This window comes from Microbulbifer mixtoriginis (SeqCode), assembly GCF_052466715.1.
Genome location: NZ_CP174288.1, coordinates 4568142 through 4593580, shown reverse-complemented (window position 1 = coordinate 4593580; position 25439 = coordinate 4568142). Strand labels below are relative to the sequence as shown.

The following is a 25439-nucleotide window of genomic DNA, read 5'->3' as shown; positions in this document are numbered from 1 at the left end:
GGCCATATTGGCTAAGTACTCAGGGACCATATTTGCCACTTCTGTTCCGGAGCTCCACCTAGTTGTTGATAAAAAGCTTGTGCATCTACATTAGTAGAAAGAACTTCCCACTTTATTTTGGCACTACCCCGCTCATAGGCCTCTTTTATTAAATATCCCATCAATGCCCTTCCTACCCCTTTACGGCGATATTCTTTGTTGCCAACTACGTAAAGTTCTTTAATCCACAGCCAGGGAGTTAAATCGTAGGTAAAGGGAAGGGCATAAAAAACCAGGTAGCCAATAGCTACACCACTGTCTTCGGCCACTAAACATTGGAAGTCTGCCCGCTTAAATAGTCGATTATTTAATTCTTCCTCAGTAACCTTGAACTTATCTAAGTAGCCTTCGAATTTAGCTAGCCCACGCATCATCTCCAATAATTGACGAATATCACTAGGCTTTGCGTTACGTATAAGCATTTATTTGTTGCCAAATTTGATGGATTGGTAGAGGGTGCAATCTTCACCCTCTTTATTTCCGGTCTTGAGAGATAAAATCTCACTTTGACCTTAGGCGCTGATAGTTTCCTTTTCTCCCACCAGTTTGAATCCTTCATCTATCCATCCGGTTATACCACCAATCATTTTTTTCACTGGAAGCCCCAATTTTGCCAACCGGACAGCAGCCTTCTCTGTTGCATTGCAATGGGGCCCGGCGCAGTAAACGACGAACAAAGTGGAATCTAGATAGCGAGATACAAGCTCTTTATTGATGTGCTGATAAGGTAAGGACTCAGCGCCCAAAATGTGCCCCTGACGAAAGGCTTCTTCACCACGAACATCCAACAGGACAAAGTCCTGGCGCCCATTGGTTAGGGCATGATGAACATCCCAGCAGTCCGTCTCAAAGGCCATCAGTTCTTGAAAATGTTGCAGGGCTTTTTGGCTGCTAGCTGGGGCAATACGACTTACAGCAGAACTCATAATTATCTCCTTAGTTAACACTCACTCTTTGTCATGTATGTATTCTGTTCTCTGGCTATTTATTTAACGATTGGCTTAAAAGCCATATAGCGTTAAATTTGAGCCAATCTGGGTATCGAAGTGAGAAATCAAGGGAGGGCATAATGGATAAGGGAAAAGCAAAGCGCGTAGCGATTCTGGTTCATCACCAGGTTGCCTTATTTGAACTTGGCTGCGCGACCGAACTGTTCTGTTTACCCCGCCCCTGTACCGATACGCTCTATGAGGGAGAGGTTGTTTCCTTCACTGCCAAGGCACAGCTGGGGCTTGGGGGGGTATCCCTACAGTGCAGACAAGTGAGCAGCCTGATGGATTACGATTTGTTAGTCGTACCCAGCTGGCCGACTACACCACAAACCAAGGACTGCTCCCTACAATCTGTATACGCTGCTGTGGAAGCCTTTGCGGCGGAACGCCGGCAAATTCTGACTTTTTGTTCTGGCGCATTTTTACCTGCCGAAATTGGTTTGCTGGATGGAAGGCAAGCCACCACTCATTGGCGCTATGCGAATACCTTTAAAAAGCGATTCCCCAAAGTAGAGTATGTAGGGGATGTACTTTATGTCTGGCAGGACAAATTGGCCTGTTCTGCAGGAAGCTCAGCAGCAATAGATTTGGGAATAGAGTATTTACGGCGTAGCCATGGTTATGAATTGGCTAATTCTGTAGCCAAGCGCCTGGTGATGGCTCCTCATCGGCAGGGAGGACAGGCCCAGTTTGTAGAGACCCCAGTTCCCAAGCGGCCCGATCATTTCGCGGGCGCCCTGGATTGGGCCCTTGCCAACCTGGATAAACCCATCATGGTGGGCGACTTGGCGAAGCAAGCGCATCTCTCTCGTCGCAGTTTCGATAGAAAATTTCGCCAATCCATGGGGCTGTCCCCTAAAGAATGGTTAACGCAACAACGGCTTCGTGTAGCGCAGAAAGCACTGGAGTCAGGCAGTGAGACCATTGATCATGCAGCACAAGTTTCTGGTTTTGAGAGCAGTGCAACTCTTCGCCATCATTTCCGTAAAGCTTTCGGTATCTCTCCGGGTCAGTACCAACGACAATTTGCCTGTCCAGATAAGGCTGAAGATATGTGTAGGAAGTAAATAAACCTGAACGGGATAAGATGCTTTCAGTGAGTACAGCCACAACTTCGACCAACGCTAGCGGAGCTGATGCACTGTTTATTTGGCGGCAATATACTCTTGGGCCCCCAATCTAACTGAGATTTTCCTCTTGCAAGGCCTGCTGAACTGCCGGGCGCGCTGCCATACGCTCCTGAAAAGCCTGTAACCTGGGCCACCGTGTCATATCAAAATCCTGAACCTTGAGCCAGCGGTTTATCAGGTAGAGATACGCATCCACGACAGATAGAGAATTCCCCAGCAGGTAGTCGTTCTGTAGCTGCTCTTCAATATAGTCTATGCGACGTAGAATCCTTTCCCGAGCTTTTTTCTTTTCTTCCTCAGTGCCTTTCCAAAACAGGGGCAAGAAAGATTTATGAACCTCCGCACTGATAAAATTCAACCACTCCAACAAGCGGTAATGGTCCAAAGTGCCCAACGGTGGCGCCAAACCGGCATCGGGCTTTTGCTCGGCGAGAAACTGCATAATAGCGACGCCCTCTGTGAGTAACTCGCCCCCCTCTAGCTGCAGTACTGGTACATAGCCCTTCGGGTTAACTCTATAAAAGTCGTCGCCGTTTTCCAGGGTATGCGTCTTTAGATCCACCTTGCAGAGTTCGAGATCAATACCCGCCTCCAGGGCGACAATATGTGGGGATAGAGAACAGGCTCCTGGCGCATAAAAGAGTTTCACGGTGACCCTCCTGAGTGGACTGTGCGGCATCGGGCAATATAGGCGCCTACTGGCTTCACAAGGCGCTATTTTTTGCGAATCCAGTGATCTAGGCTGAAGCGCCCAGCACCCGCGCAGGCGAGAATCAGGTAGCCTCCAGCAATGGTGATGTTCTTCATAAAGCTGGTCATCTCTGCGGGATCGCCTGGTGAGTAATGCACCATCAAGGCACTAGCCAGGCAGAAGAGAAAAAGAATCACTGCGGAAAAGCGGGTAAAGAATCCGAGCAATATCGCCAGGCCACCGACCAGTTCTACGATAATCACCAAGGGGAGTAACAGGGCGGGGATTCCCATGGAAACCATAAAGGCTTCCGTCATTTTGTAGCCGCCGATCTTATTCCAGCCGGCAAAGATAAACAGCAGGGACATTAATACCCGCCCGACAAGTTTAGAGGTATCACATAACAGGGGATGATGTGCCACGGCCTTCTCTCTTCTTTAACTGTTACATTGGGCTCTACCTGATGCCTCCAGTGTAGTTGGGAAGCCATATCGAAATGGGGGCGATGCCGACAGCAATGTATTCCACGTAGAGAAACTTGCACCGCAATTGAGAGTCTGACGAAGCGGAAATTAACGAATGACAGTTTCGGCAGGCGCGGAAAAGTTGTTGTGGATATAAATAGAAAATGCGGTTGTGCCGCACTGAGGAGCCGTTACAATTGCGCGCCCCCAACCAGGGCGCAGCCGGCGGTATCCATACCTGACACCCCTGTGCCCAGAGCCCTGTCAGGGAAACTCGAGCGGGCCCCTGCGCGACTACACTAACGGCACGCTCAGCAACTGATAATTTCGCCCGTAGAAGCATCGCTTTTAAGGGGTTGGCAAGGCCCCACAATTCTTATCCCTGGAGTCCACGCACGGCATGGAAGTCTATTACACCTTTTGTTTTCTTGCCGCGGTGTCGGTCTTTCTCGGTTTCCTAAATCAGTATGTGCTGCGTGCGCAAACCACAATTGCCATCACCACTGGGGCCCTGGCCTTGTCGCTCATTGTCACCGGCCTGGGCAAATTGGGGGTAGTGGAGTTGCGCACCTGGGCCGACCAACTGCTGCCGTTGCTTAACCTGGAAGACATCCTACTCAAAGGAATGCTGGGCTTCCTGCTCTTCGCCGGCAGTTTGCATATCGACCTGTTGGAATTGCGCAATCAAAAACTGGAAATTGGCTTGCTGGCGATTGTTGGTACTTTGATTTCCACTTTTGCGGTGGGCGGCCTGCTGTATTGGTTCCTCATGTTGATCAATATGCCGGTAGCCTTCATTTACTGCCTGTTATTTGGTGCCTTGATCTCCCCCACCGACCCCATCGCCGTATTGGCCATTATGAAAAACCTCAAGGCACCGGAGCAGGTATCCATTCAGGTGGAAGGGGAGTCCCTGTTCAACGATGGCTTCGGTATTGTGGTATTTGCAGTAATTTACGCGGTGGCTTTCGAAGGGGGGCAACCAACTGTACCGGCAGTGGCAGAGCTATTCGTGCTGGAAGCGATTGGGGGTATTCTGCTCGGCTTGATTATCGGTGGGCTGTTCCACTGGCTGATCTGCTGCACCGACGACCACAGCCTGGAGCTGTTGCTCACCCTGGTCATTCCAACTGCCGGATTCTCATTGGCCAATATCCTCGGTGTCTCCGGTGCCCTGGCGATGGTAGTGAGCGGAATTATTATCGGCAACTTCACCCGCGAGCGCGGCTTTTCCAGGGTGAGCCAGCACGAACTGGATAACTTCTGGAATATCACCGAGGATTTCCTCAACGGACTGCTGTTCCTGTTGGTGGGCCTGTTCCTGATTACTATCGATCTGCGCCCGGCGGACTACCTGCTAATGGTGGCGGGAATTGTCATCGTACTAATGGCACGAGTCCTGGCTGTGGGGGTGCCCTTCCTGTACCTGAAAAGGCGCCGCAGCTACCACCCTTACACCAACCGGATATTGATCTGGGGTGGTCTCAAAGGCGGCCTGGCCCTGGCCCTGGCTATGTCCATCCCCTCTGGCAGCGCTTTTGTTCAGGGGCAGGACCTGCGCTACCTATGGGTGGTTATGACCTATGGCGTAGTGCTCTTTTCTATTGTGGTGCAGGGCTCTACCATAGCGCCATTAATACGCCGCAGTCGCGAATTTGCCGAACCGGAAAGCGCGCCCGCCAGCGATCAGCAACACACTGCTAACTAGCGATAATCGATCAATGGAACACTCTAACTTCCTTGTTGAAGCCGTCATCTTTATGGGGGCCGCGGTTATCGCTGTGCCTATCGCCACACGCCTGGGCCTGGGTTCCGTACTCGGATACCTACTGGCCGGGGTGGCCATTGGACCCAGCGCACTGGGCCTGGTGGGGGATGCCAGCGATGAAATGCATGTGGCCGAATTCGGCGTAGCGTTGATGCTGTTTTTGATCGGCCTGGAGATGCAACCTAAAAAGTTGTGGCAAATGCGCGGCGCCATCCTCGGCACCGGCAGCGCGCAGCTGCTCCTGACCGCTGCTGCAGTGGCGGTAATAGCGCTGTGGTTATTCGACATGAGCTGGCGCACCGGCGTAGCGATCGGTTTGATCCTGGCCCTGTCCTCCACCGCTATCGTCTTACAGTCCCTCAATGAAAAAGGGCTTCTCAAAACTCAAGGCGGGCGCAGTGCCTTTGCGGTGCTGTTACTCCAGGATATCGCTGTAATCCCCATTCTCGCCCTGCTGCCATTGCTCGCGGGTACTACCGCCGAATCCCACGCCAGCGGCTTGGAGGGATGGGGATATGCCGCTGCGGTTATTGCCACCATCGCCGCCTTCGCTATCACCGGCCGCTATCTGCTGGGACCGCTGTTACGCCTGGTAGCTGGCAGCCAGGTACGCGAAATGTTTACCGTTACCGCTCTGCTGATTGTCTTTGCTGCAGCGGCGGTAATGAGCTGGCTCGACCTCTCACCGGCTTTGGGTACTTTCCTCGCCGGAGTACTGTTGGCGGAGAGTGAGTTTCGCCACGAACTGGAGGCAGATATTGAGCCGTTCAAAGGATTGTTACTGGGACTTTTCTTTATCGCCGTAGGTGCCAGCCTGAACTTTGCGCAGATCGCGCAAAACCCACTGCTGTTGTTTGGCCTGGTAGTAGCCCTGGTAGTGGTGAAATTTGGCGTTCTGTTCCTATTGGCAAGGTTTCTGCGCATGTCCAAGGGCGAAGATTGGTTATTCGCTCTATCCCTGGCCCAGGCGGGAGAATTTGGCTTCGTTTTGGTGTCCTTTTCCACTCAAATCCAAGTACTCGACGCCGAGGCCAGCAGCTTGTTGGTAGCACTGATCGCCCTGACTATGGCGCTCACACCGATTCTGTTACTGGTATTTGAAAGGTTTATTCAGCCGCGTTTTCTTATCGGCCCGGAAGCCCCACAGGCAGTCGAACACGAACCACCGCTGGATTCCAATTCACCGGTCATCATCATCGGTTACGGCCGTTTCGGCCAGATTGCCGGACGCCTGCTTAATGCCTGTGGTTTTAGCACCACCCTACTGGAGCGCAACGCCGAACAGCTGGATTTGGTTCGTCGCTATGGTATTGAGGCCTATTACGGTGATGCCACGCGGGAAGACCTACTGCGCGCCGCCGGCGCCGCCCAGGCACGCCTGGTGATACTCACATTGAGTGATCAGGCAGCGTCTTTGGAGATCATCGCGCAGCTGCAAAAACACTTTCCGCACTTAAAGATTCTCGCGCGGGCGCGCAGCCGTATGCACCAATACGCGCTGATGGAAGCCGGGGTAAAATATATTTTTCGCGAGACCGTCGATCCCGCCTTGGCAATTGGTGAGAAGGCCCTGGAGCTGCTGGGACTCAGCCCCTTGCAAGCGCGCCGCGCTGCACGCAAGTTTAAACAGCACGACCAGCGTATGCTGGAGGCACTGTTTCCCTACTGGCGCGATGAGGCACAGCACATCGCGCAAAGCCGTATCTATCGTGAACAACTCTTGCAGGCTCTACAAGAAGACCGCCGCGATAGGGACCTGCACCTGGATCATTACTGGGAAGAGGCGAAAGTGGAGACCGAAAGGTCTTAAGTGGCCCCATGCCTGTGCCGATAAAAGACTTAGAAACATAGCACCAATATAGCTTTTACCCAGATTAAGGTATTGGCTGACGGCGCAAACTTTTGAATGCAATGTAGTTGAGTGCGACTTAGTGGCCATCTGCGGAGCTGTGATCGAGCACAGCGATCACAGCCCGACCTGGTATCAGAGTTTCACTCACATGTCCCTTTCCACACAAATCCTTGGCTAATAAAATATCGCCAGCTCTAAAAATATGCTGCTCACCAGAGCTGGTCGTTATTTTCACCTCACCTTCCAGATAAAAAATAAACTGCTCTCGTGGCGCGCAGTGCCAATCAAAAATCTGATGCTCATCGAACTCACGAAAATATATCTGCCGCACCTGATAGGGATCAGAATAATCCCCAAGTGGCTGATGGTTCTTCTGGATTATTTTCCGCTCTTTAAAGATAGATACGCCATCAACACTTAGCAGCTCTATATACTTCATACCTTTCCCAACCTATTGCGAATATTGACCCGGGAAAACCTCTATTCCTTAGACAAAATACTGGCCTCTATCAGATCAACTTCGAGCACTAATTTTCTGTGCAACTCATCATCAATCTCTCGGCTCACACGGAGTTCCAAAAGACGCTGTCGCTCTGCGGCCAATGCCGCCAGACGAAAACGGCGTTCCACCCGTGCCCTCAACCATACCGTCTCGCCCGCTTCATCATCACCGATGTTGATGCGTCGACGGTATATCTCCAGCAGGTGATCGATCGCCTCGTAGGCAATCTCTTTATTTTTCCAGTGTACATCTATTTCTTTGCGCAAACTGATCAGCCGATGTTCAGCCGCCTTGGCGGCAGAAACCCTTGCTCCCTTTTCATCGCCAATCGCCGCAAGACTGGGCGTATCTGGTAAGCGCCTAAGAAGAAATGGTAGGAAAATACTGGCGACCAATAATGAAATCAGAATTACCCCCATAGCTATCGCTATAGATGCTTCACGGCCAGGCAATGGTTTGCCATCAGGCATTAACAGAGGCATTGAAAATGCACCAGCAAGAGTGATAGCCCCACGCACACCAGCCACGCTCAACACACTGACCAGAGCAAATTGAGTAGAGAGAGAGGGAAGGTTGCGGCGAAAGCGCGAGAGATAAAGCGATACCCAAACCCAGATAAAACGCAGCATCAAAAGAACAAAAGAAATTGCCAGGACATACAATACAATCCAACCTAATCCAATATCCTGAGCCCAACTCGAATCTACATCGATAAGGCGCACCAGCTGTTCCCCCAGCAGCACGAAGATAATGCCATCGAGCACAGTTTGTACGGTATTCCAAACTGCTCTACGGTCCATCCGTGTAGCGGATTTTTCTGAACCATGCAAGCTGGTGTAATGAGTGGCAATTCCCGCACTTGCAGCAGCAAGAATTCCCGACACACCTACACTTTGACCGGCTTGGTAGGCGGCAAAAGGGACCAATAAGCTTACCAAAATCTGGATCGCCGTATCCTCACCGCGAAGGTACACCAACCAGCGCAACAGATAGCCACAGATAAATGCCACCCCCGCACCAATGGCAACCCCTCCTATGGCAACCCAAAAAAAACCGGTTACGGCCTGTGGAAAAGAAAAACTGCCAGTCATCGCCGCAGCCAAAGCAATACGAAAGATATCGAGCCCAGAGGCATCATTAAATAATGATTCTCCAGCAAGAATATGCTCAAGCCTTGGGGGAATATTATTGGTGCCCTGTACAACCGATACGGCTACAGGGTCCGTGGGGGCAAGTATTGCTGCTAGTGCAAATGCCATGGCGATCGGCATAATCGGCAACAACCAAGCGATAAAAAACCCCATGCCAAATACGGTAAATATTACCAGCCCTACAGCCAAGGTAATTATCGAACCTAGATCTCTGAAAAGAGCACCCTTGGGAATGCGCCAGCCAGCTAAAAAAAGCAAAGGTGGAATAAAAAGCAGAAAAAATATTTCTGGGTCTAATGGTATTTTTATGCCGAACACGGCGCCGAGAAGAACACCGCCTAAAATTTGAATAAGAGGCAAGGGAACAGGAAAAGGCAAAACTCTAGCGACAATCAGGCTGAGCGCCACTACCAGCAATAACAGCAGAGCAACAACGAGATAGTGCATCGCCCACTCATATTCCTTTGAAAGACTGCGGCACTGCAATTTTCAACCCGACTTAACAGGTCAGCCATTCCGCCAGTATAGGAAAGAGGATTACCGAGGCTTCACAAAGTCATTCAAAGCGTGGGCTTTAGCGCCTAAGCAAGATCATAGACGCTTTAAGAAACAAAGATTCCCACAAGAGGGAAAAGAGTTAACCTAAACGGTGTAAACCTAACAATTAATTTCGAACAGGCACCTCTGGCATCGGTAGAGAGATACTCTCTAGAGAGAGTTCATTAAAAATAGGGAAAGATTATTAATAGCCTAAGGTCTTTCTCATAAATTAGAGTTCCTTGTGCATAATTTTGGGAAAGTTGGATTTTTTTAAAAAAATACTTATCCACATCAACAGCCACCTTCTGCCGTAGGGTAAATTTTAAAACTCCAACCTGTTAATAACATTCCCTATCTTACCCACCTGAAAAGAACGCAGACCAAGTAACAGATTACCTGTGGAAAACCAGCGGATAATAATCAGTCCAGCCAGAAAAATATTAACAGGCCTCTATTTAAACCCGACTAACTGGCGAGAAAATCACACAGCAACCGATTAAACCTCTGTGGTGCTTCAAGAAATAGGAAATGGCTGCCTCCATCTTCAGCCTCGATAATCTCCAACCGAGAACCTTTAATTTGTTGATGAATCCATTGCTGGCACTCTACTGGGTGAGGGCTGGCACGGCCGAAGGCGATCAAAGTGGGTTTTTCAATTCTGGGGATAAAATCGCGCCAATCGCGAGTAACATTGTCAATAAACAAGCGCGCCGCCAGAGCGCGCGGGAACTGCAAATTGACCCCAACCAGCTCTTCCCTTTGATCCTGTGTCATTGCCGGAGTCACCATTGACATCAAAATGTCACGGGTTGCCTGCTCGCCCTGGGAGCTACGCAGTTGGCCGGTAAACTGGAAGAGCTGTTCGGCAGTGAGGATTGCACCGGCCTGCAAACGCTCTTGTTCAGACCAATAAGGCTGGGCAAGTAAGGCAGCGGGTTCATCAATAAAAATCAGTTTGGAAACTCGCGTATCGCCAAACATCTCCAGGTAATTCCAGATCACCGAAGCACCGGCCGAGTGGCCAAGTAGATAGAGAGGGGCCGGGTCCAGGGCTGTGATCAACTCCTGTAAGTCCTTCGCCAAGCGGGCAATACGGTAGCCATACAAGGGTTTTTCTGACTGACCGTGGCCACGCATATCGAGAGCAATGACTCGGTAACGATCACATAAACCGGCAAGTTGATGCTTGAACAGGGCCGCCCCTTGAGACCAACCGTGCAGTATCAGTAGGGTCGGACCAGTCCCGGCACACAGATAGCTGAGCTTTACCCCATCCGACGTGGTAAAGCTCAAGCGCTGCGCGGATTTGTTCATAAGCTGTAAGTTAACAATAATGTTTCATACTTTCACAAAGCTAACTTATTGATTCTACTAGGGTAGGTTTTTCGTGGAAAGGTTAAAGAATCATACTTTCCGTTTGTGATATGCATGTTCATCTTAAAAACCTGACAATAAATTATCATACTTTTAATATTGAGAACCTCTTTGCATGTACGGATGCTGGCCCGACTCCCATGGGTTGTTGAGATCTTCGCTAGCTGAATCCATTATCAGTTACTAGGGCTATAAGCTCAGTGCCTCCCAGATCCCCCGTTGGACGAAACGCAGGCATTGATAACCATGATTTGTATCTTAGTACTCTTCATGCACCATCATTTGTAATAAGTGTGAGTCATAGACTGAGCTTCTATGACTCACTTTAAGGGCGCTTTATGAGTCATAGATGCAAAAAGCCTCCATCGCTCTATACACAGAAGGAACTGGCAGAAGAGATCGGCGCGACGCGACGGGTCATTGCCTATTACGAGACCGAGAGCGAACACCCGCCGGCCAACCTGCTGGTAGACCTGGCGCAGGCCCTCAAGGTCAGCACGGACGAGCTACTCGGTGTTAAGCCGGTGAAGAAGATCAAGCAGCCGGATTCCAGATTACTGCGACGGATGCAGCAGATTGAGAAGCTGGACGCCGCCACCAAGCGGCAGGTGATTCAGGTGATCGATACGTTTATCGAGAATGCCAAGCTGAAGAAACAGGCTTGATAGGCCATAACGACAAAGCCCCGGTAGATTACTCTGCCGGGGCTTTGATGGTTTTAACTAATGGGGAAGAGGCTCATTGTCAGCAGCTGTGACAGGCGCCCTAATAGCAGGTTCCTTCAAGGCATCACATAGACTTTGTTTTTTTTGCTACAAAGAAAATTATGCTAGAGATCACCCACAACACCAAAATTATGAGAGGAATCCAACCGAACCTCCCCAATTCCACCCTAAAAAAATAGACTGAATAGGTTACCAACCCAAAAAAACCACTTAAGAAAAACCTAAAGGAAAAAAGCTCTCTCAAAAAAACTAATATAGATTTCATGATTATCAAAACCCTGGTGAACCTTGCTGCCTTCTGACAATAATTCCCTCACTATTAACAATAGTTTGCGTAATAATAAGGTTATCAAGGCCGCTATCACTGTGGAACGCTGTTACGAAATCAGCCCTAATTTCCTGGATAATCGTGTCTCCTACCTGTAAAGCATAATCAACCTGAGTATCAACAAAGATCCCTTTAGCTGTAGCGCCACCCGCTAGTGCTGTACCCCCAAGCCCGCCTATAGCACCACCAAGCAAACTTAATGCAGTCGTCTTCACTGCGGTGCGCATATTGTTCTGTGACTGGTGATCTGCGATTTCCTCTGGAGATGTGAATGTTTGTGAGCGAATTGCGCACAAACCAGAATTACATTTCAATTTCTCAAAGTGGCCACCAACAGTATTCGCCTTTTGTGCAACAGCTAACAGGCTTCCTCTATTTTATTATCCTTCTTATTTGATGCCTTTTTAAAGAGCTTCACACCAACCAAAAAAAACAAAGAAGTAACGACAAGATTGCCCATTAAAAAGCCAATATCGTAAGCTTGCGATTGCCCGCTATATAAATTAAGAGCCCCACTAACCAAACCTAAAATACCTAAGAGAATGAAAACAGAGCCAAAGATCTTAAACAATATATTTCCCATTCTAAGCAACACCCAAGAAAAAAAAGCCTATCGCTGCCGACAAGACATATCCCGAGAAATAGCCAAATATAATTGTCCTTAGAGTTCTACGTTTAGATGGGATAGAAACTAACGTCCATGCACTAACAAAAAATAAAATTACGTAAACGGCAAACCAAAACCGAAACAAGTACAACAATATTAGAGCAGAAACAATAAGGCTTATTGTGAAAGCTAAAATTTCGTTTCTGTTCATCGACATACGGCCTGCTTGAATCAAAGAACTATCACCCATTTTATTCCCCAAATATGAAGCCTGTAACAAAGTCTCCACCCCTATTTAGAGCAGCGGCTCCATCACCAACGCCAGCCGTAACACCTGTAAACGCATTTACATATCGTCCGCCAAGAGCACCAGTAATAAAACGACCCGTAAGGTGTCCAATATTCCTTGCTGAGTAATTACTCAAATCACCCACTTTGTTAAATACAAACCTATTTGTGTGAGAGCGCACTGTATCATTTGTCATATACAACGAAAGTGCTTCGCCAGATACAGCTTCTTCCCAATTAGCTTGAGTATCGCCAGATAAATGGCGGTAGGATTGCTCACCAAAATTGTACAACCCCTTAACTACCGAAGCGCCACCTTCTGCCAGACCTATTCCGTAATCGAAAATATCATCACGTACTTCGCCACTCATTACTCGCTCACCAAAAAACGAGGCAAAATCCTTCGTATGTTGCCATGCTCCCTTTTGTGCAAAGACATCACCCCGAGGCCAGTCGTACCTTAACTTTCCATTTTCTCTAGTGCAATCAACGAGTTAGGAACCATTTTTCCCGGCGCCGCTGGCTCTTCACCATTTTTTTGCCCCGACGCGGGTTTTACCTTAGCCGGATGTTTTTCCAGAGGCAACGGCCCCTTCTGGTTAGCCGCGCAGGCGCGACAGCGCCTGACCGCCGACAGGCGGCTAAAGCCGAGGGGCGTTTGCCCCTCTTGGTGCTTGGCTAGAACGGTGGTGCCGCTTCTTCGATGGCTTCGATCAGGTGCCGGCATTCCTGTTGCAGCAGCTTCACGTAGTACTGCCATTCGGTATCAAGCCGCTCCCAGGCTTCGATAACACTCCAGCCTTGCGGCAGATATTCCATGCGCTCCAGCACGAACGCAGCGGCGATCTGTTCGCTGGTGCTGGCACCGGTGGTGCCGGTTTTGAGCAGGTTGTTGGCGGTGTTGAGGATTTTGTCGAGTGGATACGACAGTTGGTTTATTTGTTCTTGGATTTCTTTTTGCGATGGCATGGCCATGCCTCCTTGAGTGGATGTTGTGTGGCGAACGTGCAGAACCCCGCGCGCAGGCCGGTCAAGGCTGCGCAGCGTTGTTTGCGGAGCACCGCGCAGCGGCTTGGCCTTGAGGGGGCGAGCACGGGGTTATGCTGAGAAGACACACAGCAGACACGGGCTTTCCGGGTGGCACTGCCTCAAGTCCCCCCAGCGGGGGGATTTAGGGGGGAGAGATAAAGTTTTTTCGCGGCTTGCCGCGGCCTTATGGATTCCCCCCTTGGGGGCCAGGGGGGTAAAAACCCTGCGACCAGCCCGGCCTGCCCGCCTTGGGAACCAGACGCAGGCAGGATGTGTGATTGGCACTACCGCCCACCCAGCCGGCACAGGGCTTGCCCGTGCCGGCGGGCAGGTGTTTTTCGGGCGGGGAGGCGAACGGCTTTTGTGAGCCGGGGGAGGCATGGCTTAGACAGCGGCCGCTAAGGGAAGATGGTGGCTGGCGGCCTGCTTGCGCTTTTTCTGCAAGCGGGGTGACAGACGCGAGCTTGCCTTTGCAGCCACCTTCTTTTCCTGTGCAGTGCGCAAGCGCTGCCCGGAGCCACGTTGTTTGTGGCGGAGGTGGAACGGACGGTTGGTATTTTCCATTGGCAGGGGGCGAGCCTGGCGCTTTGGCTTGCTGCCGTTTTTCGCAAGCCATGTGACAGGCGGTTGAGTGCTCAGAGCGTCGCTTCTTCCTGGGCTTCGGCTTGCAGGGTTTCCAGTAAATCCATTTCCTCAGTGCCGGTTTGTATTTCTGTTTGCCGGTTTTTTTGCTGCCGCTTGGCCGGGTGAGTCACTGCGTAAATCTGTTTCAGCTTGACGATCGAGACATGGGTATATATCTCGGTGGTTTGCAGGTGTGCGTGGCCCAGCATTTGCTGGATAAAGCGGATGTCGGCGCCGTTGTCCAGCATCAGGGTGGCGACGGTGTGGCGGAACAGGTGGCAGGAGCCGGTTTTGCCGATATCGGCTTGCTTGATGTATTTGCTAACCAGGCGGCTGAGACGGTCGGGAGTTAGCGGAAGCCCGTTCGCTTCAATAAAGATTTGCTGGCTGTCCGGTTCCACCACAAAGCCGGGGCGGATATCTTCGAGGTAGTGTTGCAGCCATTCGATGGCCCTTTCGCCAATCGGCACGAAGCGGTCTTTTTTGCCTTTGCCCTGACGCACGGCCAGTACACCCTGGCTGGCATTGAGGTCGGCTTTTTGCAGGTTGACGCATTCCATACGCCGGATGCCGGTGCTGTAGAGCACTTCCAGGATAGTTCTGTCTCTGAGCCCTTCCGGGGTTGTGGTGTTGGGTTGGGCGAGGATGGTTTCGGCTTCTTCGGCACTTAAGGTGGCCTTGGGCAGGCGCCGTTCCATCTTCGGCAGCTCCAGCTCACTGGCGGGGTTGTAGAGTAAATAATTTTGCCGGGTGGCCCATTTAAAGAAGCCTCGGATGGGGATCAGCCGGGCGGCTTGGTTTCTGGCGCTGTAGGGTTTGCCGCTGCGGTCTCTGGAGTGGTGCAGGTGGCGGCGGTAGCGCTCCAGGATTGGTTTGGTCACTTCGTTAGCGCGGCTGATACCCCGCTCTTCGCACCAGTTGGCGAACTGATCCAGTGCGGTGGTTTGCTGGCCCACAGTGCGCGGGGAGTAGTGCATCACTTGCAGGTGTTCCAGATACAGGCGGCTCAGGAAGCGGAGGCTTTTATTGTCCATTACGATCAGGCGAGTACGACAGATTCAGAAGTATTTTTTTCAGGGCGAGAAGTGCTTTTTGGGGTTTTCAGACCGCTTCTTCTTAAAGCCTTGTCAGCATTGGGCTGTGGCGTTTTTTCGCTACCTGACTGCCCCCTGACCAGGCCCTGACCGCGCCCTGACTGATTTTCCTTTTGCTCTGACCAGGTTTCTTTTTGCCCTGACCGATTGCTGTCATAGGTCAGTTTTTCTATATCGATCAAGCCCATTAAGTGCAGCTCTGCTCCGTTACCATCGAACAACAGCTCATAGTCATAACGCCCGCCGCGACCTCGATGCACTAGCAGGTATTCCATTTCCACCAACCTGGCAACGTGGACCTTTAAGGCGGTATCACTCCATTGCACATATTCCCGAACATCCCGGCGGCTAAAGCGATAGTCCTTTTGTTCCAGGCTTTGCTGTTTGCACGCTTTGGTGACCATCTGTTGGATCAGCTTCAACAGCTTGCGTGTTTGTGGCGGTAATTCGTCGAGGGTGCGGCCCAGTATTTCATGGGCCAGCCGGTTGGCGATCTCGATATCACCGAGTTGCACTTCCAGGTATTCAATGGTCTTGCCATTGCTGTTTACCGTTTTCACTTCACGCTGGTATTGATGCAGCAGGGCAATGCTGTCGATCAGGGTTAGGTATTTTTCGTGGTCTCTGCGGGTGCGGGTTTTGTCGTCGAGGAAGGTGAGTTGATCGGCATAGGGATTGATCACGGCCAGGGGTTTGAGTAGCCGTTGGGCGTTGCGGTGCAGTTTTACCAAGTGTTCTTTTTCCAGGCTGGCGGTGAGGCCGGCCAGGGTGCGGCGCTGGCGCTGGGCGGCGTGGATCAACTGGGTTTGCTCCCTCGATTCGTTCACCGTGAGTACCACACAGCGGTTTAACAGCTCTTCGTCGATATCGATGGCGGTGGTGGTTAAGAACAACATCACCGGGCCTTCCACTTTGTATTCACGGGTTACCAGGTTGCCGGTGCTGTCGTCTTTGCCGGTGCTGGCAATGGTGATCTGCCCCTCGCTCTGCAACAGCTTTAGGGCGTAGCTGGCCTGGCTTGCGCCTTCCTCTTCGGCAATGGCGAGGATTTTATGTTTGAGGTTGGTTTCCCCCATATAGAACAGGCTTTGCCCGGTCATGGCGGAGTACTGTACCCGCTCCTCTTCTGGCACCAGGTTTAATACGGCTTCCATCAATGAGCTTTTGCCGGCGGCGCTGGTGCTTTGGATCATTACCGCCAGGGGCCGGGTCAGTTTGCGGCTGCCGGCGGCCAGGTAACCCACCAGTTTGTTGGTTTCTTCTCCCACCACGCCACAGCGTTCGAAGTCGGACAGGATGCGCTGCAACAGGTCGGGATCACGCAGCAGTTCCAGGGCTTGCTGCTGTTCTTGATCGCTTAAGCGGTTCGGCTGTTCTGCTTCTGCCTTTTCACCGTCCAGCTGTTGTTCCTGTAGCTGTTCCAGTTTGAGCAACACCTTGCCCAGGTCTTTTTTGAGGGTGTTTTCTTCCTGCGTCAGTTCCAGCGCGGCCAGCTTGATAAACTGCTGCCGGTGCTTGGCGTTGTACAGGTCGAAGGTGTCCACGTGCAGGCCATCGTCACAACTGGCCAGTAGATTCACCTTGAGCACTTCATAGCTTTTGTTTTTTTCCAGGCCGCGGATACGGTAGCGACGAGGGTTAACTTTCGGGTTGCCGAAGCTCAGGGTAATTTCCTGGTCGGTCACTTCCGCAGTGATGTCACTTTGCGGGGATTCGGGGACGGCTTCCGCTGGTGGTGCCACTTCTGGTTCGGTGGGTTGGGCGGCTAAAGCAGGATTGATACTGTCTTCGTTTTCAGCTTCGACAGCAACCGGTTGGCCGGTTTGCGATTCGATCTCCAACTGTCGCTCCGGTGCTTTGCCGTTGCCCAGCCAGACGGCTTTTCTAATCGCGAGGCCAAGGCTTTTTTCGGGCGGGGTAACCTGTAACGCGTATTCGTTAACATCCATGCCTTTGGGTAATTCGATACGGAAGCCGTCGATGCCGGCCTCACTCAAGCGCTTGGTCAGTTGTTCGGCGGCTTTGTTGCCGGCTTCATCCCGATCGTAGGCAATCAGTACCCGCTCAACACCGCAGTGTTTAAAGTGCTGCAAATGGTCATCGGTAAAACCGGAGGTGCCGTAGCTGGCAGTCACATTCCGATAACCATTGACCCAGAAGGTCATGGCATCGATCAGCGCTTCGCACAGAATCACTTCCCGCTGGCCCTCCAGCCCTTCGCTGTTCCAGACCCCGGCATGGGGGCCGGGCAGGTACAGGTGCTTGGGGGTTCCTTTGCGCAGATCATCGCGGATCTTGCGGCCATAGATTTCCACCAGGTCGCCGCCACGGTTGAAGATCGGTACTACCAACGAGCCGTTAAAATGCTCGTGGCCAGAGGCCCGCAGTAAACCGATTGCCTGTAATTTGCCTCTAATTTCTTTACCGGCTTTGTAGGCTTTTTCCGGCAAGCGGTAACCCAGGGTGCGATTGGCAAAGCCCAGCTTAAAACGCTCGATCAATTCCCTATCGCCCAAGCCCCGGGTTTCCAGATAGGCCAGGGCTTCCGGGCTTTGTTTCAACGTTTGATGGTAATAATCCATGACCTGCGCCAACGCCATTGGGTGATCGGCATCCGCATTCAGGGGCATATCCAGTTTGAGGGTGGTGTTTTGTTTCACCATCCTGGTGCCGGTTTCGGTAATCAGGCCCAGGTCCTTTTGCAATAACTCGCAGGCAAAGCGGAAGCTCACGCCCCGGGTTTTCATCACCCAGTCAATCACGCTGCCGGCGGCACCGCAGCCGAAGCAGTTAAACAGGTTGGATTTAGGACTAATAATCAGGCTCGGGGTTTTTTCATCGTGGAACGGGCAAGAGACCACATAATCCTTCCCCTGCCTCTCGGGCTGGTAGCCCTGACTCTCGACCAGACGCAATAGGGAGATCTCAGACTTGATCCGCTCGATCTCCTGGTCTGCGATACGCGCCATATTTCCCCCGTTTCCGCTAAAAACCTGTCAAGAGGTTTTGCAAAAAAATAATTGGGATGCATAATACTTCTATTAGGAGTATTTGCAACAACCATTCGGAGCACTGCTAAAAACCGGGGGTAAGCTATGTCATCCGCGACCGACTACGAACTCGCCATGATGACGGAAGACGATCAACTATTTTTTAAGCAGCTCGGCCAGCGTATCGCCGGCCTGCGCAAAGAACTGCGCATGACCCAGGTGCAGCTGGCAGAGTACTTGGGGATTTCCCAACAGCACATGCAGTCCTTCGAGGCTGGGCGACGCAAGGTGTCCGCTTCCATGCTGCCGAAGCTGGCGCAGCTGTTTGGGATCAGTGTGGATGAGCTGGTGGGCATGGAGGATAAACCCGCCAAGCGTGGGCCTGTGCCGAAGCTATTGCGACAGGTTGAGCAGGTGGCCCTGCTGCCCAAGGCTAAACAGAAGTTTGTCAGTGAGATGCTAGAGACTGTGATTCAGCAGGCTAGTCACTGACACACTCCGTCAGGTATGACAAAGCCCCGGCAGTTCGCTCTGCCGGGGCTTATAAAATAGTAACTTGAGCATTAAAAATGCGGGAAGCTATACAAAGTACCGAGAAGGGACTTAGCTTTCTTCACTCTTTTTTGCCCATTGCCCAGCGCAGTAACTTTGGAGGATAACCAGTAAATACTATTGGAATGCACACATATAGCAACACGACTGGCATTGCAGATATTATCAAAAAGGGTACGGTTATCTCTTCATCCCTCCCAAAGAAAAGAATGCTTAATACAGCCAAGAGACAGAAAACCGATATAAAAAAAGATAATATCCGGTATCCTGCTGTCAATTTATTAACTTGGTCTTTCCCGATAAAGTTACTCATTTTTCTCTATTCCAACCGACCTATTCAAAAGCTCTCGCAGCTCTATTTACGAATGTTCTTGTAAGCGACCCTACCCCGTTTCCAAACTCGTATGAGCTAGTTATCAATACAGAGTTGATTGCCGCCGTTCCCGCTGCCAACCGTGCTGACGCCGCATAGGTACCCAGGTGAGGGGCAGGGCCTTTTAAGGCAAGCTGGCCAAAAGAGTAACCACCGTAAGTCCTAGTTACTGCACCGCCGACAGCTATTGATGTTAGTTTTTTATCAAGGTCAACAATCGGGCCGGCGACTATGCTCGTAGACTTATAAGTCTCCAATGTTTGCTCAAAGAAGCCCTGATCTGTTCGACCACCAGTAAAATTAATTATTCCCTCAAGAACACCTTCAGAGAAATCTTGACTTAACCCATTTGCTACCGCGTTATAACGCCATTTAGCCCCATCCCAGAATGCACCAGCATAGCCTTTAGCCGCATTCCAAAGACCACCCTTTTGTGCAAAGACATCACCCCGAGGCCAGTCGTACCTTAACTTTCCATTTTCTCTAGTGCAATCAACGAGTTAGGAACCATTTTTCCCGGCGCCGCTGGCTCTTCACCATTTTTTTGCCCCGACGCGGGTTTTACCTTAGCCGGATGTTTTTCCAGAGGCAACGGCCCCTTCTGGTTAGCCGCGCAGGCGCGACAGCGCCTGACCGCCGACAGGCGGCTAAAGCCGAGGGGCGTTTGCCCCTCTTGGTGCTTGGCTAGAACGGTGGTGCCGCTTCTTCGATGGCTTCGATCAGGTGCCGGCATTCCTGTTGCAGCAGCTTCACGTAGTACTGCCATTCGGTATCAAGCCGCTCCCAGGCTTCGATAACACTCCAGCCTTGCGGCAGATATTCCATGCGCTCCAGCACGAACGCAGCGGCGATCTGTTCGCTGGTGCTGGCACCGGTGGTGCCGGTTTTGAGCAGGTTGTTGGCGGTGTTGAGGATTTTGTCGAGTGGATACGACAGTTGGTTTATTTGTTCTTGGATTTCTTTTTGCGATGGCATGGCCATGCCTCCTTGAGTGGATGTTGTGTGGCGAACGTGCAGAACCCCGCGCGCAGGCCGGTCAAGGCTGCGCAGCGTTGTTTGCGGAGCACCGCGCAGCGGCTTGGCCTTGAGGGGGCGAGCACGGGGTTATGCTGAGAAGACACACAGCAGACACGGGCTTTCCGGGTGGCACTGCCTCAAGTCCCCCCAGCGGGGGGATTTAGGGGGGAGAGATAAAGTTTTTTCGCGGCTTGCCGCGGCCTTATGGATTCCCCCCTTGGGGGCCAGGGGGGTAAAAACCCTGCGACCAGCCCGGCCTGCCCGCCTTGGGAACCAGACGCAGGCAGGATGTGTGATTGGCACTACCGCCCACCCAGCCGGCACAGGGCTTGCCCGTGCCGGCGGGCAGGTGTTTTTCGGGCGGGGAGGCGAACGGCTTTTGTGAGCCGGGGGAGGCATGGCTTAGACAGCGGCCGCTAAGGGAAGATGGTGGCTGGCGGCCTGCTTGCGCTTTTTCTGCAAGCGGGGTGACAGACGCGAGCTTGCCTTTGCAGCCACCTTCTTTTCCTGTGCAGTGCGCAAGCGCTGCCCGGAGCCACGTTGTTTGTGGCGGAGGTGGAACGGACGGTTGGTATTTTCCATTGGCAGGGGGCGAGCCTGGCGCTTTGGCTTGCTGCCGTTTTTCGCAAGCCATGTGACAGGCGGTTGAGTGCTCAGAGCGTCGCTTCTTCCTGGGCTTCGGCTTGCAGGGTTTCCAGTAAATCCATTTCCTCAGTGCCGGTTTGTATTTCTGTTTGCCGGTTTTTTTGCTGCCGCTTGGCCGGGTGAGTCACTGCGTAAATCTGTTTCAGCTTGACGATCGAGACATGGGTATATATCTCGGTGGTTTGCAGGTGTGCGTGGCCCAGCATTTGCTGGATAAAGCGGATGTCGGCGCCGTTGTCCAGCATCAGGGTGGCGACGGTGTGGCGGAACAGGTGGCAGGAGCCGGTTTTGCCGATATCGGCTTGCTTGATGTATTTGCTAACCAGGCGGCTGAGACGGTCGGGAGTTAGCGGAAGCCCGTTCGCTTCAATAAAGATTTGCTGGCTGTCCGGTTCCACCACAAAGCCGGGGCGGATATCTTCGAGGTAGTGTTGCAGCCATTCGATGGCCCTTTCGCCAATCGGCACGAAGCGGTCTTTTTTGCCTTTGCCCTGACGCACGGCCAGTACACCCTGGCTGGCATTGAGGTCGGCTTTTTGCAGGTTGACGCATTCCATACGCCGGATGCCGGTGCTGTAGAGCACTTCCAGGATAGTTCTGTCTCTGAGCCCTTCCGGGGTTGTGGTGTTGGGTTGGGCGAGGATGGTTTCGGCTTCTTCGGCACTTAAGGTGGCCTTGGGCAGGCGCCGTTCCATCTTCGGCAGCTCCAGCTCACTGGCGGGGTTGTAGAGTAAATAATTTTGCCGGGTGGCCCATTTAAAGAAGCCTCGGATGGGGATCAGCCGGGCGGCTTGGTTTCTGGCGCTGTAGGGTTTGCCGCTGCGGTCTCTGGAGTGGTGCAGGTGGCGGCGGTAGCGCTCCAGGATTGGTTTGGTCACTTCGTTAGCGCGGCTGATACCCCGCTCTTCGCACCAGTTGGCGAACTGATCCAGTGCGGTGGTTTGCTGGCCCACAGTGCGCGGGGAGTAGTGCATCACTTGCAGGTGTTCCAGATACAGGCGGCTCAGGAAGCGGAGGCTTTTATTGTCCATTACGATCAGGCGAGTACGACAGATTCAGAAGTATTTTTTTCAGGGCGAGAAGTGCTTTTTGGGGTTTTCAGACCGCTTCTTCTTAAAGCCTTGTCAGCATTGGGCTGTGGCGTTTTTTCGCTACCTGACTGCCCCCTGACCAGGCCCTGACCGCGCCCTGACTGATTTTCCTTTTGCTCTGACCAGGTTTCTTTTTGCCCTGACCGATTGCTGTCATAGGTCAGTTTTTCTATATCGATCAAGCCCATTAAGTGCAGCTCTGCTCCGTTACCATCGAACAACAGCTCATAGTCATAACGCCCGCCGCGACCTCGATGCACTAGCAGGTATTCCATTTCCACCAACCTGGCAACGTGGACCTTTAAGGCGGTATCACTCCATTGCACATATTCCCGAACATCCCGGCGGCTAAAGCGATAGTCCTTTTGTTCCAGGCTTTGCTGTTTGCACGCTTTGGTGACCATCTGTTGGATCAGCTTCAACAGCTTGCGTGTTTGTGGCGGTAATTCGTCGAGGGTGCGGCCCAGTATTTCATGGGCCAGCCGGTTGGCGATCTCGATATCACCGAGTTGCACTTCCAGGTATTCAATGGTCTTGCCATTGCTGTTTACCGTTTTCACTTCACGCTGGTATTGATGCAGCAGGGCAATGCTGTCGATCAGGGTTAGGTATTTTTCGTGGTCTCTGCGGGTGCGGGTTTTGTCGTCGAGGAAGGTGAGTTGATCGGCATAGGGATTGATCACGGCCAGGGGTTTGAGTAGCCGTTGGGCGTTGCGGTGCAGTTTTACCAAGTGTTCTTTTTCCAGGCTGGCGGTGAGGCCGGCCAGGGTGCGGCGCTGGCGCTGGGCGGCGTGGATCAACTGGGTTTGCTCCCTCGATTCGTTCACCGTGAGTACCACACAGCGGTTTAACAGCTCTTCGTCGATATCGATGGCGGTGGTGGTTAAGAACAACATCACCGGGCCTTCCACTTTGTATTCACGGGTTACCAGGTTGCCGGTGCTGTCGTCTTTGCCGGTGCTGGCAATGGTGATCTGCCCCTCGCTCTGCAACAGCTTTAGGGCGTAGCTGGCCTGGCTTGCGCCTTCCTCTTCGGCAATGGCGAGGATTTTATGTTTGAGGTTGGTTTCCCCCATATAGAACAGGCTTTGCCCGGTCATGGCGGAGTACTGTACCCGCTCCTCTTCTGGCACCAGGTTTAATACGGCTTCCATCAATGAGCTTTTGCCGGCGGCGCTGGTGCTTTGGATCATTACCGCCAGGGGCCGGGTCAGTTTGCGGCTGCCGGCGGCCAGGTAACCCACCAGTTTGTTGGTTTCTTCTCCCACCACGCCACAGCGTTCGAAGTCGGACAGGATGCGCTGCAACAGGTCGGGATCACGCAGCAGTTCCAGGGCTTGCTGCTGTTCTTGATCGCTTAAGCGGTTCGGCTGTTCTGCTTCTGCCTTTTCACCGTCCAGCTGTTGTTCCTGTAGCTGTTCCAGTTTGAGCAACACCTTGCCCAGGTCTTTTTTGAGGGTGTTTTCTTCCTGCGTCAGTTCCAGCGCGGCCAGCTTGATAAACTGCTGCCGGTGCTTGGCGTTGTACAGGTCGAAGGTGTCCACGTGCAGGCCATCGTCACAACTGGCCAGTAGATTCACCTTGAGCACTTCATAGCTTTTGTTTTTTTCCAGGCCGCGGATACGGTAGCGACGAGGGTTAACTTTCGGGTTGCCGAAGCTCAGGGTAATTTCCTGGTCGGTCACTTCCGCAGTGATGTCACTTTGCGGGGATTCGGGGACGGCTTCCGCTGGTGGTGCCACTTCTGGTTCGGTGGGTTGGGCGGCTAAAGCAGGATTGATACTGTCTTCGTTTTCAGCTTCGACAGCAACCGGTTGGCCGGTTTGCGATTCGATCTCCAACTGTCGCTCCGGTGCTTTGCCGTTGCCCAGCCAGACGGCTTTTCTAATCGCGAGGCCAAGGCTTTTTTCGGGCGGGGTAACCTGTAACGCGTATTCGTTAACATCCATGCCTTTGGGTAATTCGATACGGAAGCCGTCGATGCCGGCCTCACTCAAGCGCTTGGTCAGTTGTTCGGCGGCTTTGTTGCCGGCTTCATCCCGATCGTAGGCAATCAGTACCCGCTCAACACCGCAGTGTTTAAAGTGCTGCAAATGGTCATCGGTAAAACCGGAGGTGCCGTAGCTGGCAGTCACATTCCGATAACCATTGACCCAGAAGGTCATGGCATCGATCAGCGCTTCGCACAGAATCACTTCCCGCTGGCCCTCCAGCCCTTCGCTGTTCCAGACCCCGGCATGGGGGCCGGGCAGGTACAGGTGCTTGGGGGTTCCTTTGCGCAGATCATCGCGGATCTTGCGGCCATAGATTTCCACCAGGTCGCCGCCACGGTTGAAGATCGGTACTACCAACGAGCCGTTAAAATGCTCGTGGCCAGAGGCCCGCAGTAAACCGATTGCCTGTAATTTGCCTCTAATTTCTTTACCGGCTTTGTAGGCTTTTTCCGGCAAGCGGTAACCCAGGGTGCGATTGGCAAAGCCCAGCTTAAAACGCTCGATCAATTCCCTATCGCCCAAGCCCCGGGTTTCCAGATAGGCCAGGGCTTCCGGGCTTTGTTTCAACGTTTGATGGTAATAATCCATGACCTGCGCCAACGCCATTGGGTGATCGGCATCCGCATTCAGGGGCATATCCAGTTTGAGGGTGGTGTTTTGTTTCACCATCCTGGTGCCGGTTTCGGTAATCAGGCCCAGGTCCTTTTGCAATAACTCGCAGGCAAAGCGGAAGCTCACGCCCCGGGTTTTCATCACCCAGTCAATCACGCTGCCGGCGGCACCGCAGCCGAAGCAGTTAAACAGGTTGGATTTAGGACTAATAATCAGGCTCGGGGTTTTTTCATCGTGGAACGGGCAAGAGACCACATAATCCTTCCCCTGCCTCTCGGGCTGGTAGCCCTGACTCTCGACCAGACGCAATAGGGAGATCTCAGACTTGATCCGCTCGATCTCCTGGTCTGCGATACGCGCCATATTTCCCCCGTTTCCGCTAAAAACCTGTCAAGAGGTTTTGCAAAAAAATAATTGGGATGCATAATACTTCTATTAGGAGTATTTGCAACAACCATTCGGAGCACTGCTAAAAACCGGGGGTAAGCTATGTCATCCGCGACCGACTACGAACTCGCCATGATGACGGAAGACGATCAACTATTTTTTAAGCAGCTCGGCCAGCGTATCGCCGGCCTGCGCAAAGAACTGCGCATGACCCAGGTGCAGCTGGCAGAGTACTTGGGGATTTCCCAACAGCACATGCAGTCCTTCGAGGCTGGGCGACGCAAGGTGTCCGCTTCCATGCTGCCGAAGCTGGCGCAGCTGTTTGGGATCAGTGTGGATGAGCTGGTGGGCATGGAGGATAAACCCGCCAAGCGTGGGCCTGTGCCGAAGCTATTGCGACAGGTTGAGCAGGTGGCCCTGCTGCCCAAGGCTAAACAGAAGTTTGTCAGTGAGATGCTAGAGACTGTGATTCAGCAGGCTAGTCACTGACACACTCCGTCAGGTATGACAAAGCCCCGGCAGTTCGCTCTGCCGGGGCTTATAAAATAGTAACTTGAGCATTAAAAATGCGGGAAGCTAT

25 protein-coding genes are annotated in these 25439 nt (G+C 52.3%); 6 read left to right on the top strand and 19 right to left on the bottom strand.

What is annotated here, in order from left to right; genetic code table 11:
- Window positions 1–11: 11 nt before the first annotated feature.
- Together ACJJH9_RS20325 and ACJJH9_RS20320 are read right to left on the bottom strand one after the other, a co-directional pair.
- A complete protein-coding gene (locus ACJJH9_RS20325; RefSeq protein ID WP_444887603.1) occupies window positions 12–461 on the bottom strand; it encodes a GNAT family N-acetyltransferase in 450 nt (149 codons plus the stop codon).
- A 90-nt stretch (window positions 462–551) separates the two neighbouring features.
- Window positions 552–965 carry a rhodanese-like domain-containing protein gene (locus ACJJH9_RS20320; protein WP_444887604.1) on the bottom strand — a complete coding sequence of 138 codons (414 nt, stop codon included), beginning with the start codon at window positions 963–965 and terminating at the stop codon, window positions 552–554.
- A 143-nt stretch (window positions 966–1108) separates the two neighbouring features.
- Here ACJJH9_RS20320 and ACJJH9_RS20315 point away from each other — a divergent pair, with 143 nt between their 5' ends.
- Window positions 1109–2098, top strand: coding sequence for a helix-turn-helix domain-containing protein (locus tag ACJJH9_RS20315; RefSeq protein WP_444923834.1), 990 nt, complete (start codon window positions 1109–1111; stop codon window positions 2096–2098).
- Between the two features lie 112 nt (window positions 2099–2210).
- Here the strand turns inward: ACJJH9_RS20315 and gstA are convergent, their stop codons facing one another.
- Both gstA and ACJJH9_RS20305 read right to left on the bottom strand, forming a co-directional pair.
- Window positions 2211–2810 carry a glutathione transferase GstA gene (gstA, locus tag ACJJH9_RS20310; RefSeq protein WP_444883233.1) on the bottom strand — a complete coding sequence of 200 codons (600 nt, stop codon included), beginning with the start codon at window positions 2808–2810 and terminating at the stop codon, window positions 2211–2213.
- A 65-nt stretch (window positions 2811–2875) separates the two neighbouring features.
- Window positions 2876–3274 carry a DoxX family protein gene (locus ACJJH9_RS20305; protein ID WP_444923833.1) on the bottom strand — a complete coding sequence of 133 codons (399 nt, stop codon included), beginning with the start codon at window positions 3272–3274 and terminating at the stop codon, window positions 2876–2878.
- A 442-nt stretch (window positions 3275–3716) separates the two neighbouring features.
- Here ACJJH9_RS20305 and ACJJH9_RS20300 point away from each other — a divergent pair, with 442 nt between their 5' ends.
- Both ACJJH9_RS20300 and ACJJH9_RS20295 read left to right on the top strand, forming a co-directional pair.
- Entirely contained in the window at window positions 3717–5024 is a 1308-nt protein-coding gene (locus tag ACJJH9_RS20300) for a cation:proton antiporter (RefSeq protein ID WP_444899452.1), read from the top strand.
- Window positions 5025–5037: 13 nt separating this feature from the next.
- Window positions 5038–6894, top strand: coding sequence for a monovalent cation:proton antiporter-2 (CPA2) family protein (locus ACJJH9_RS20295; RefSeq protein WP_444923832.1), 1857 nt, complete (start codon window positions 5038–5040; stop codon window positions 6892–6894).
- Window positions 6895–7012: 118 nt separating this feature from the next.
- On the opposite strand, the gene ACJJH9_RS20290 is transcribed toward ACJJH9_RS20295, so the two are convergent.
- From ACJJH9_RS20290 to ACJJH9_RS20280, 3 genes are all read right to left on the bottom strand, one after another.
- Window positions 7013–7375 carry a cupin domain-containing protein gene (locus ACJJH9_RS20290; protein WP_444923831.1) on the bottom strand — a complete coding sequence of 121 codons (363 nt, stop codon included), beginning with the start codon at window positions 7373–7375 and terminating at the stop codon, window positions 7013–7015.
- Window positions 7376–7416: 41 nt separating this feature from the next.
- Complete coding sequence (locus ACJJH9_RS20285) at window positions 7417–9036, bottom strand: Na+/H+ antiporter (RefSeq protein ID WP_252083935.1); 1620 nt, start codon at window positions 9034–9036, stop codon at window positions 7417–7419.
- A gap of 558 nt (window positions 9037–9594) precedes the next feature.
- Complete coding sequence (locus ACJJH9_RS20280; RefSeq protein ID WP_444923830.1) at window positions 9595–10443, bottom strand: alpha/beta fold hydrolase; 849 nt, start codon at window positions 10441–10443, stop codon at window positions 9595–9597.
- Between the two features lie 398 nt (window positions 10444–10841).
- Between ACJJH9_RS20280 and ACJJH9_RS20275 the strand changes: the two genes are divergently transcribed.
- Window positions 10842–11168: a helix-turn-helix domain-containing protein gene (locus tag ACJJH9_RS20275; RefSeq protein ID WP_444923829.1), complete on the top strand. Its 327-nt coding sequence runs from the start codon at window positions 10842–10844 to the stop codon at window positions 11166–11168.
- Between the two features lie 330 nt (window positions 11169–11498).
- On the opposite strand, the gene ACJJH9_RS20270 is transcribed toward ACJJH9_RS20275, so the two are convergent.
- The 7 genes from ACJJH9_RS20270 to ACJJH9_RS20240 form a co-directional block, all read right to left on the bottom strand.
- Entirely contained in the window at window positions 11499–11783 is a 285-nt protein-coding gene (locus tag ACJJH9_RS20270) for a hypothetical protein (protein WP_444923828.1), read from the bottom strand.
- A gap of 131 nt (window positions 11784–11914) precedes the next feature.
- The gene (locus ACJJH9_RS20265; RefSeq protein WP_444923827.1) at window positions 11915–12139 is read right to left on the bottom strand and encodes a hypothetical protein; all 225 of its coding nucleotides are present in this window, start codon (window positions 12137–12139) and stop codon (window positions 11915–11917) included.
- Window positions 12140–12414: 275 nt separating this feature from the next.
- Window positions 12415–12822 (bottom strand): hypothetical protein, encoded by a 408-nt coding sequence (locus ACJJH9_RS20260; protein WP_444923826.1) that lies wholly within the window; start codon window positions 12820–12822, stop codon window positions 12415–12417.
- Between the two features lie 89 nt (window positions 12823–12911).
- Window positions 12912–13211, bottom strand: coding sequence for a hypothetical protein (locus ACJJH9_RS20255; RefSeq protein ID WP_444923825.1), 300 nt, complete (start codon window positions 13209–13211; stop codon window positions 12912–12914).
- Entirely contained in the window at window positions 13130–13420 is a 291-nt protein-coding gene (locus ACJJH9_RS20250; protein WP_282950605.1) for a hypothetical protein, read from the bottom strand. Before ACJJH9_RS20250 ends, ACJJH9_RS20255 begins: the two co-directional genes overlap by 82 nt.
- 695 nt (window positions 13421–14115) lie before the next feature.
- Window positions 14116–15138: a site-specific tyrosine recombinase XerC gene (xerC, locus tag ACJJH9_RS20245; protein WP_444923824.1), complete on the bottom strand. Its 1023-nt coding sequence runs from the start codon at window positions 15136–15138 to the stop codon at window positions 14116–14118.
- Between the two features lie 5 nt (window positions 15139–15143).
- A complete protein-coding gene (locus ACJJH9_RS20240; protein ID WP_444923823.1) occupies window positions 15144–18167 on the bottom strand; it encodes a CHC2 zinc finger domain-containing protein in 3024 nt (1007 codons plus the stop codon).
- A 126-nt stretch (window positions 18168–18293) separates the two neighbouring features.
- On the opposite strand from ACJJH9_RS20240, the gene ACJJH9_RS20235 reads away from it, so the two are divergent.
- A complete protein-coding gene (locus ACJJH9_RS20235; RefSeq protein WP_371841551.1) occupies window positions 18294–18680 on the top strand; it encodes a helix-turn-helix domain-containing protein in 387 nt (128 codons plus the stop codon).
- Between the two features lie 121 nt (window positions 18681–18801).
- Here the strand turns inward: ACJJH9_RS20235 and ACJJH9_RS20230 are convergent, their stop codons facing one another.
- From ACJJH9_RS20230 to ACJJH9_RS20210, 5 genes are all read right to left on the bottom strand, one after another.
- Window positions 18802–19053 (bottom strand): immunoglobulin domain-containing protein, encoded by a 252-nt coding sequence (locus ACJJH9_RS20230; RefSeq protein ID WP_353375420.1) that lies wholly within the window; start codon window positions 19051–19053, stop codon window positions 18802–18804.
- A gap of 526 nt (window positions 19054–19579) precedes the next feature.
- Window positions 19580–19879, bottom strand: a complete 300-nt coding sequence (locus ACJJH9_RS20225; protein ID WP_444923825.1) for a hypothetical protein — start codon at window positions 19877–19879, stop codon at window positions 19580–19582.
- Window positions 19798–20088, bottom strand: a complete 291-nt coding sequence (locus ACJJH9_RS20220) for a hypothetical protein (protein ID WP_282950605.1) — start codon at window positions 20086–20088, stop codon at window positions 19798–19800. The genes ACJJH9_RS20225 and ACJJH9_RS20220 overlap by 82 nt, the downstream gene beginning before the upstream one ends.
- A gap of 695 nt (window positions 20089–20783) precedes the next feature.
- Window positions 20784–21806 (bottom strand): site-specific tyrosine recombinase XerC, encoded by a 1023-nt coding sequence (gene xerC, locus ACJJH9_RS20215; RefSeq protein WP_444923824.1) that lies wholly within the window; start codon window positions 21804–21806, stop codon window positions 20784–20786.
- Window positions 21807–21811: 5 nt separating this feature from the next.
- Window positions 21812–24835: a CHC2 zinc finger domain-containing protein gene (locus tag ACJJH9_RS20210; RefSeq protein WP_444923823.1), complete on the bottom strand. Its 3024-nt coding sequence runs from the start codon at window positions 24833–24835 to the stop codon at window positions 21812–21814.
- Window positions 24836–24961: 126 nt separating this feature from the next.
- On the opposite strand from ACJJH9_RS20210, the gene ACJJH9_RS20205 reads away from it, so the two are divergent.
- Window positions 24962–25348 carry a helix-turn-helix domain-containing protein gene (locus tag ACJJH9_RS20205; protein ID WP_371841551.1) on the top strand — a complete coding sequence of 129 codons (387 nt, stop codon included), beginning with the start codon at window positions 24962–24964 and terminating at the stop codon, window positions 25346–25348.
- Window positions 25349–25439: the final 91 nt, after the last annotated feature.

Coding starts and splice junctions, on each gene's coding strand:
- ACJJH9_RS20325 (WP_444887603.1), bottom strand. CDS start 461: ATGCTTATACGTAACGCAAAGCCTAGTGATATTCGTCAATTATTGGAG.
- ACJJH9_RS20320 (WP_444887604.1), bottom strand. CDS start 965: ATGAGTTCTGCTGTAAGTCGTATTGCCCCAGCTAGCAGCCAAAAAGCC.
- ACJJH9_RS20315 (WP_444923834.1), top strand. CDS start 1,109: ATGGATAAGGGAAAAGCAAAGCGCGTAGCGATTCTGGTTCATCACCAG.
- ACJJH9_RS20300 (WP_444899452.1), top strand. CDS start 3,717: ATGGAAGTCTATTACACCTTTTGTTTTCTTGCCGCGGTGTCGGTCTTT.
- ACJJH9_RS20295 (WP_444923832.1), top strand. CDS start 5,038: ATGGAACACTCTAACTTCCTTGTTGAAGCCGTCATCTTTATGGGGGCC.
- ACJJH9_RS20290 (WP_444923831.1), bottom strand. CDS start 7,375: ATGAAGTATATAGAGCTGCTAAGTGTTGATGGCGTATCTATCTTTAAA.
- ACJJH9_RS20285 (WP_252083935.1), bottom strand. CDS start 9,036: ATGCACTATCTCGTTGTTGCTCTGCTGTTATTGCTGGTAGTGGCGCTC.
- ACJJH9_RS20280 (WP_444923830.1), bottom strand. CDS start 10,443: ATGAACAAATCCGCGCAGCGCTTGAGCTTTACCACGTCGGATGGGGTA.
- ACJJH9_RS20275 (WP_444923829.1), top strand. CDS start 10,842: ATGAGTCATAGATGCAAAAAGCCTCCATCGCTCTATACACAGAAGGAA.
- ACJJH9_RS20270 (WP_444923828.1), bottom strand. CDS start 11,783: ATGCGCACCGCAGTGAAGACGACTGCATTAAGTTTGCTTGGTGGTGCT.
- ACJJH9_RS20265 (WP_444923827.1), bottom strand. CDS start 12,139: ATGGGAAATATATTGTTTAAGATCTTTGGCTCTGTTTTCATTCTCTTA.
- ACJJH9_RS20260 (WP_444923826.1), bottom strand. CDS start 12,822: ATGAGTGGCGAAGTACGTGATGATATTTTCGATTACGGAATAGGTCTG.
- ACJJH9_RS20255 (WP_444923825.1), bottom strand. CDS start 13,211: ATGGCAGTACTACGTGAAGCTGCTGCAACAGGAATGCCGGCACCTGAT.
- ACJJH9_RS20250 (WP_282950605.1), bottom strand. CDS start 13,420: ATGCCATCGCAAAAAGAAATCCAAGAACAAATAAACCAACTGTCGTAT.
- xerC (WP_444923824.1), bottom strand. CDS start 15,138: ATGGACAATAAAAGCCTCCGCTTCCTGAGCCGCCTGTATCTGGAACAC.
- ACJJH9_RS20240 (WP_444923823.1), bottom strand. CDS start 18,167: ATGGCGCGTATCGCAGACCAGGAGATCGAGCGGATCAAGTCTGAGATC.
- ACJJH9_RS20235 (WP_371841551.1), top strand. CDS start 18,294: ATGTCATCCGCGACCGACTACGAACTCGCCATGATGACGGAAGACGAT.
- ACJJH9_RS20230 (WP_353375420.1), bottom strand. CDS start 19,053: ATGAGTAACTTTATCGGGAAAGACCAAGTTAATAAATTGACAGCAGGA.
- ACJJH9_RS20225 (WP_444923825.1), bottom strand. CDS start 19,879: ATGGCAGTACTACGTGAAGCTGCTGCAACAGGAATGCCGGCACCTGAT.
- ACJJH9_RS20220 (WP_282950605.1), bottom strand. CDS start 20,088: ATGCCATCGCAAAAAGAAATCCAAGAACAAATAAACCAACTGTCGTAT.
- xerC (WP_444923824.1), bottom strand. CDS start 21,806: ATGGACAATAAAAGCCTCCGCTTCCTGAGCCGCCTGTATCTGGAACAC.
- ACJJH9_RS20210 (WP_444923823.1), bottom strand. CDS start 24,835: ATGGCGCGTATCGCAGACCAGGAGATCGAGCGGATCAAGTCTGAGATC.
- ACJJH9_RS20205 (WP_371841551.1), top strand. CDS start 24,962: ATGTCATCCGCGACCGACTACGAACTCGCCATGATGACGGAAGACGAT.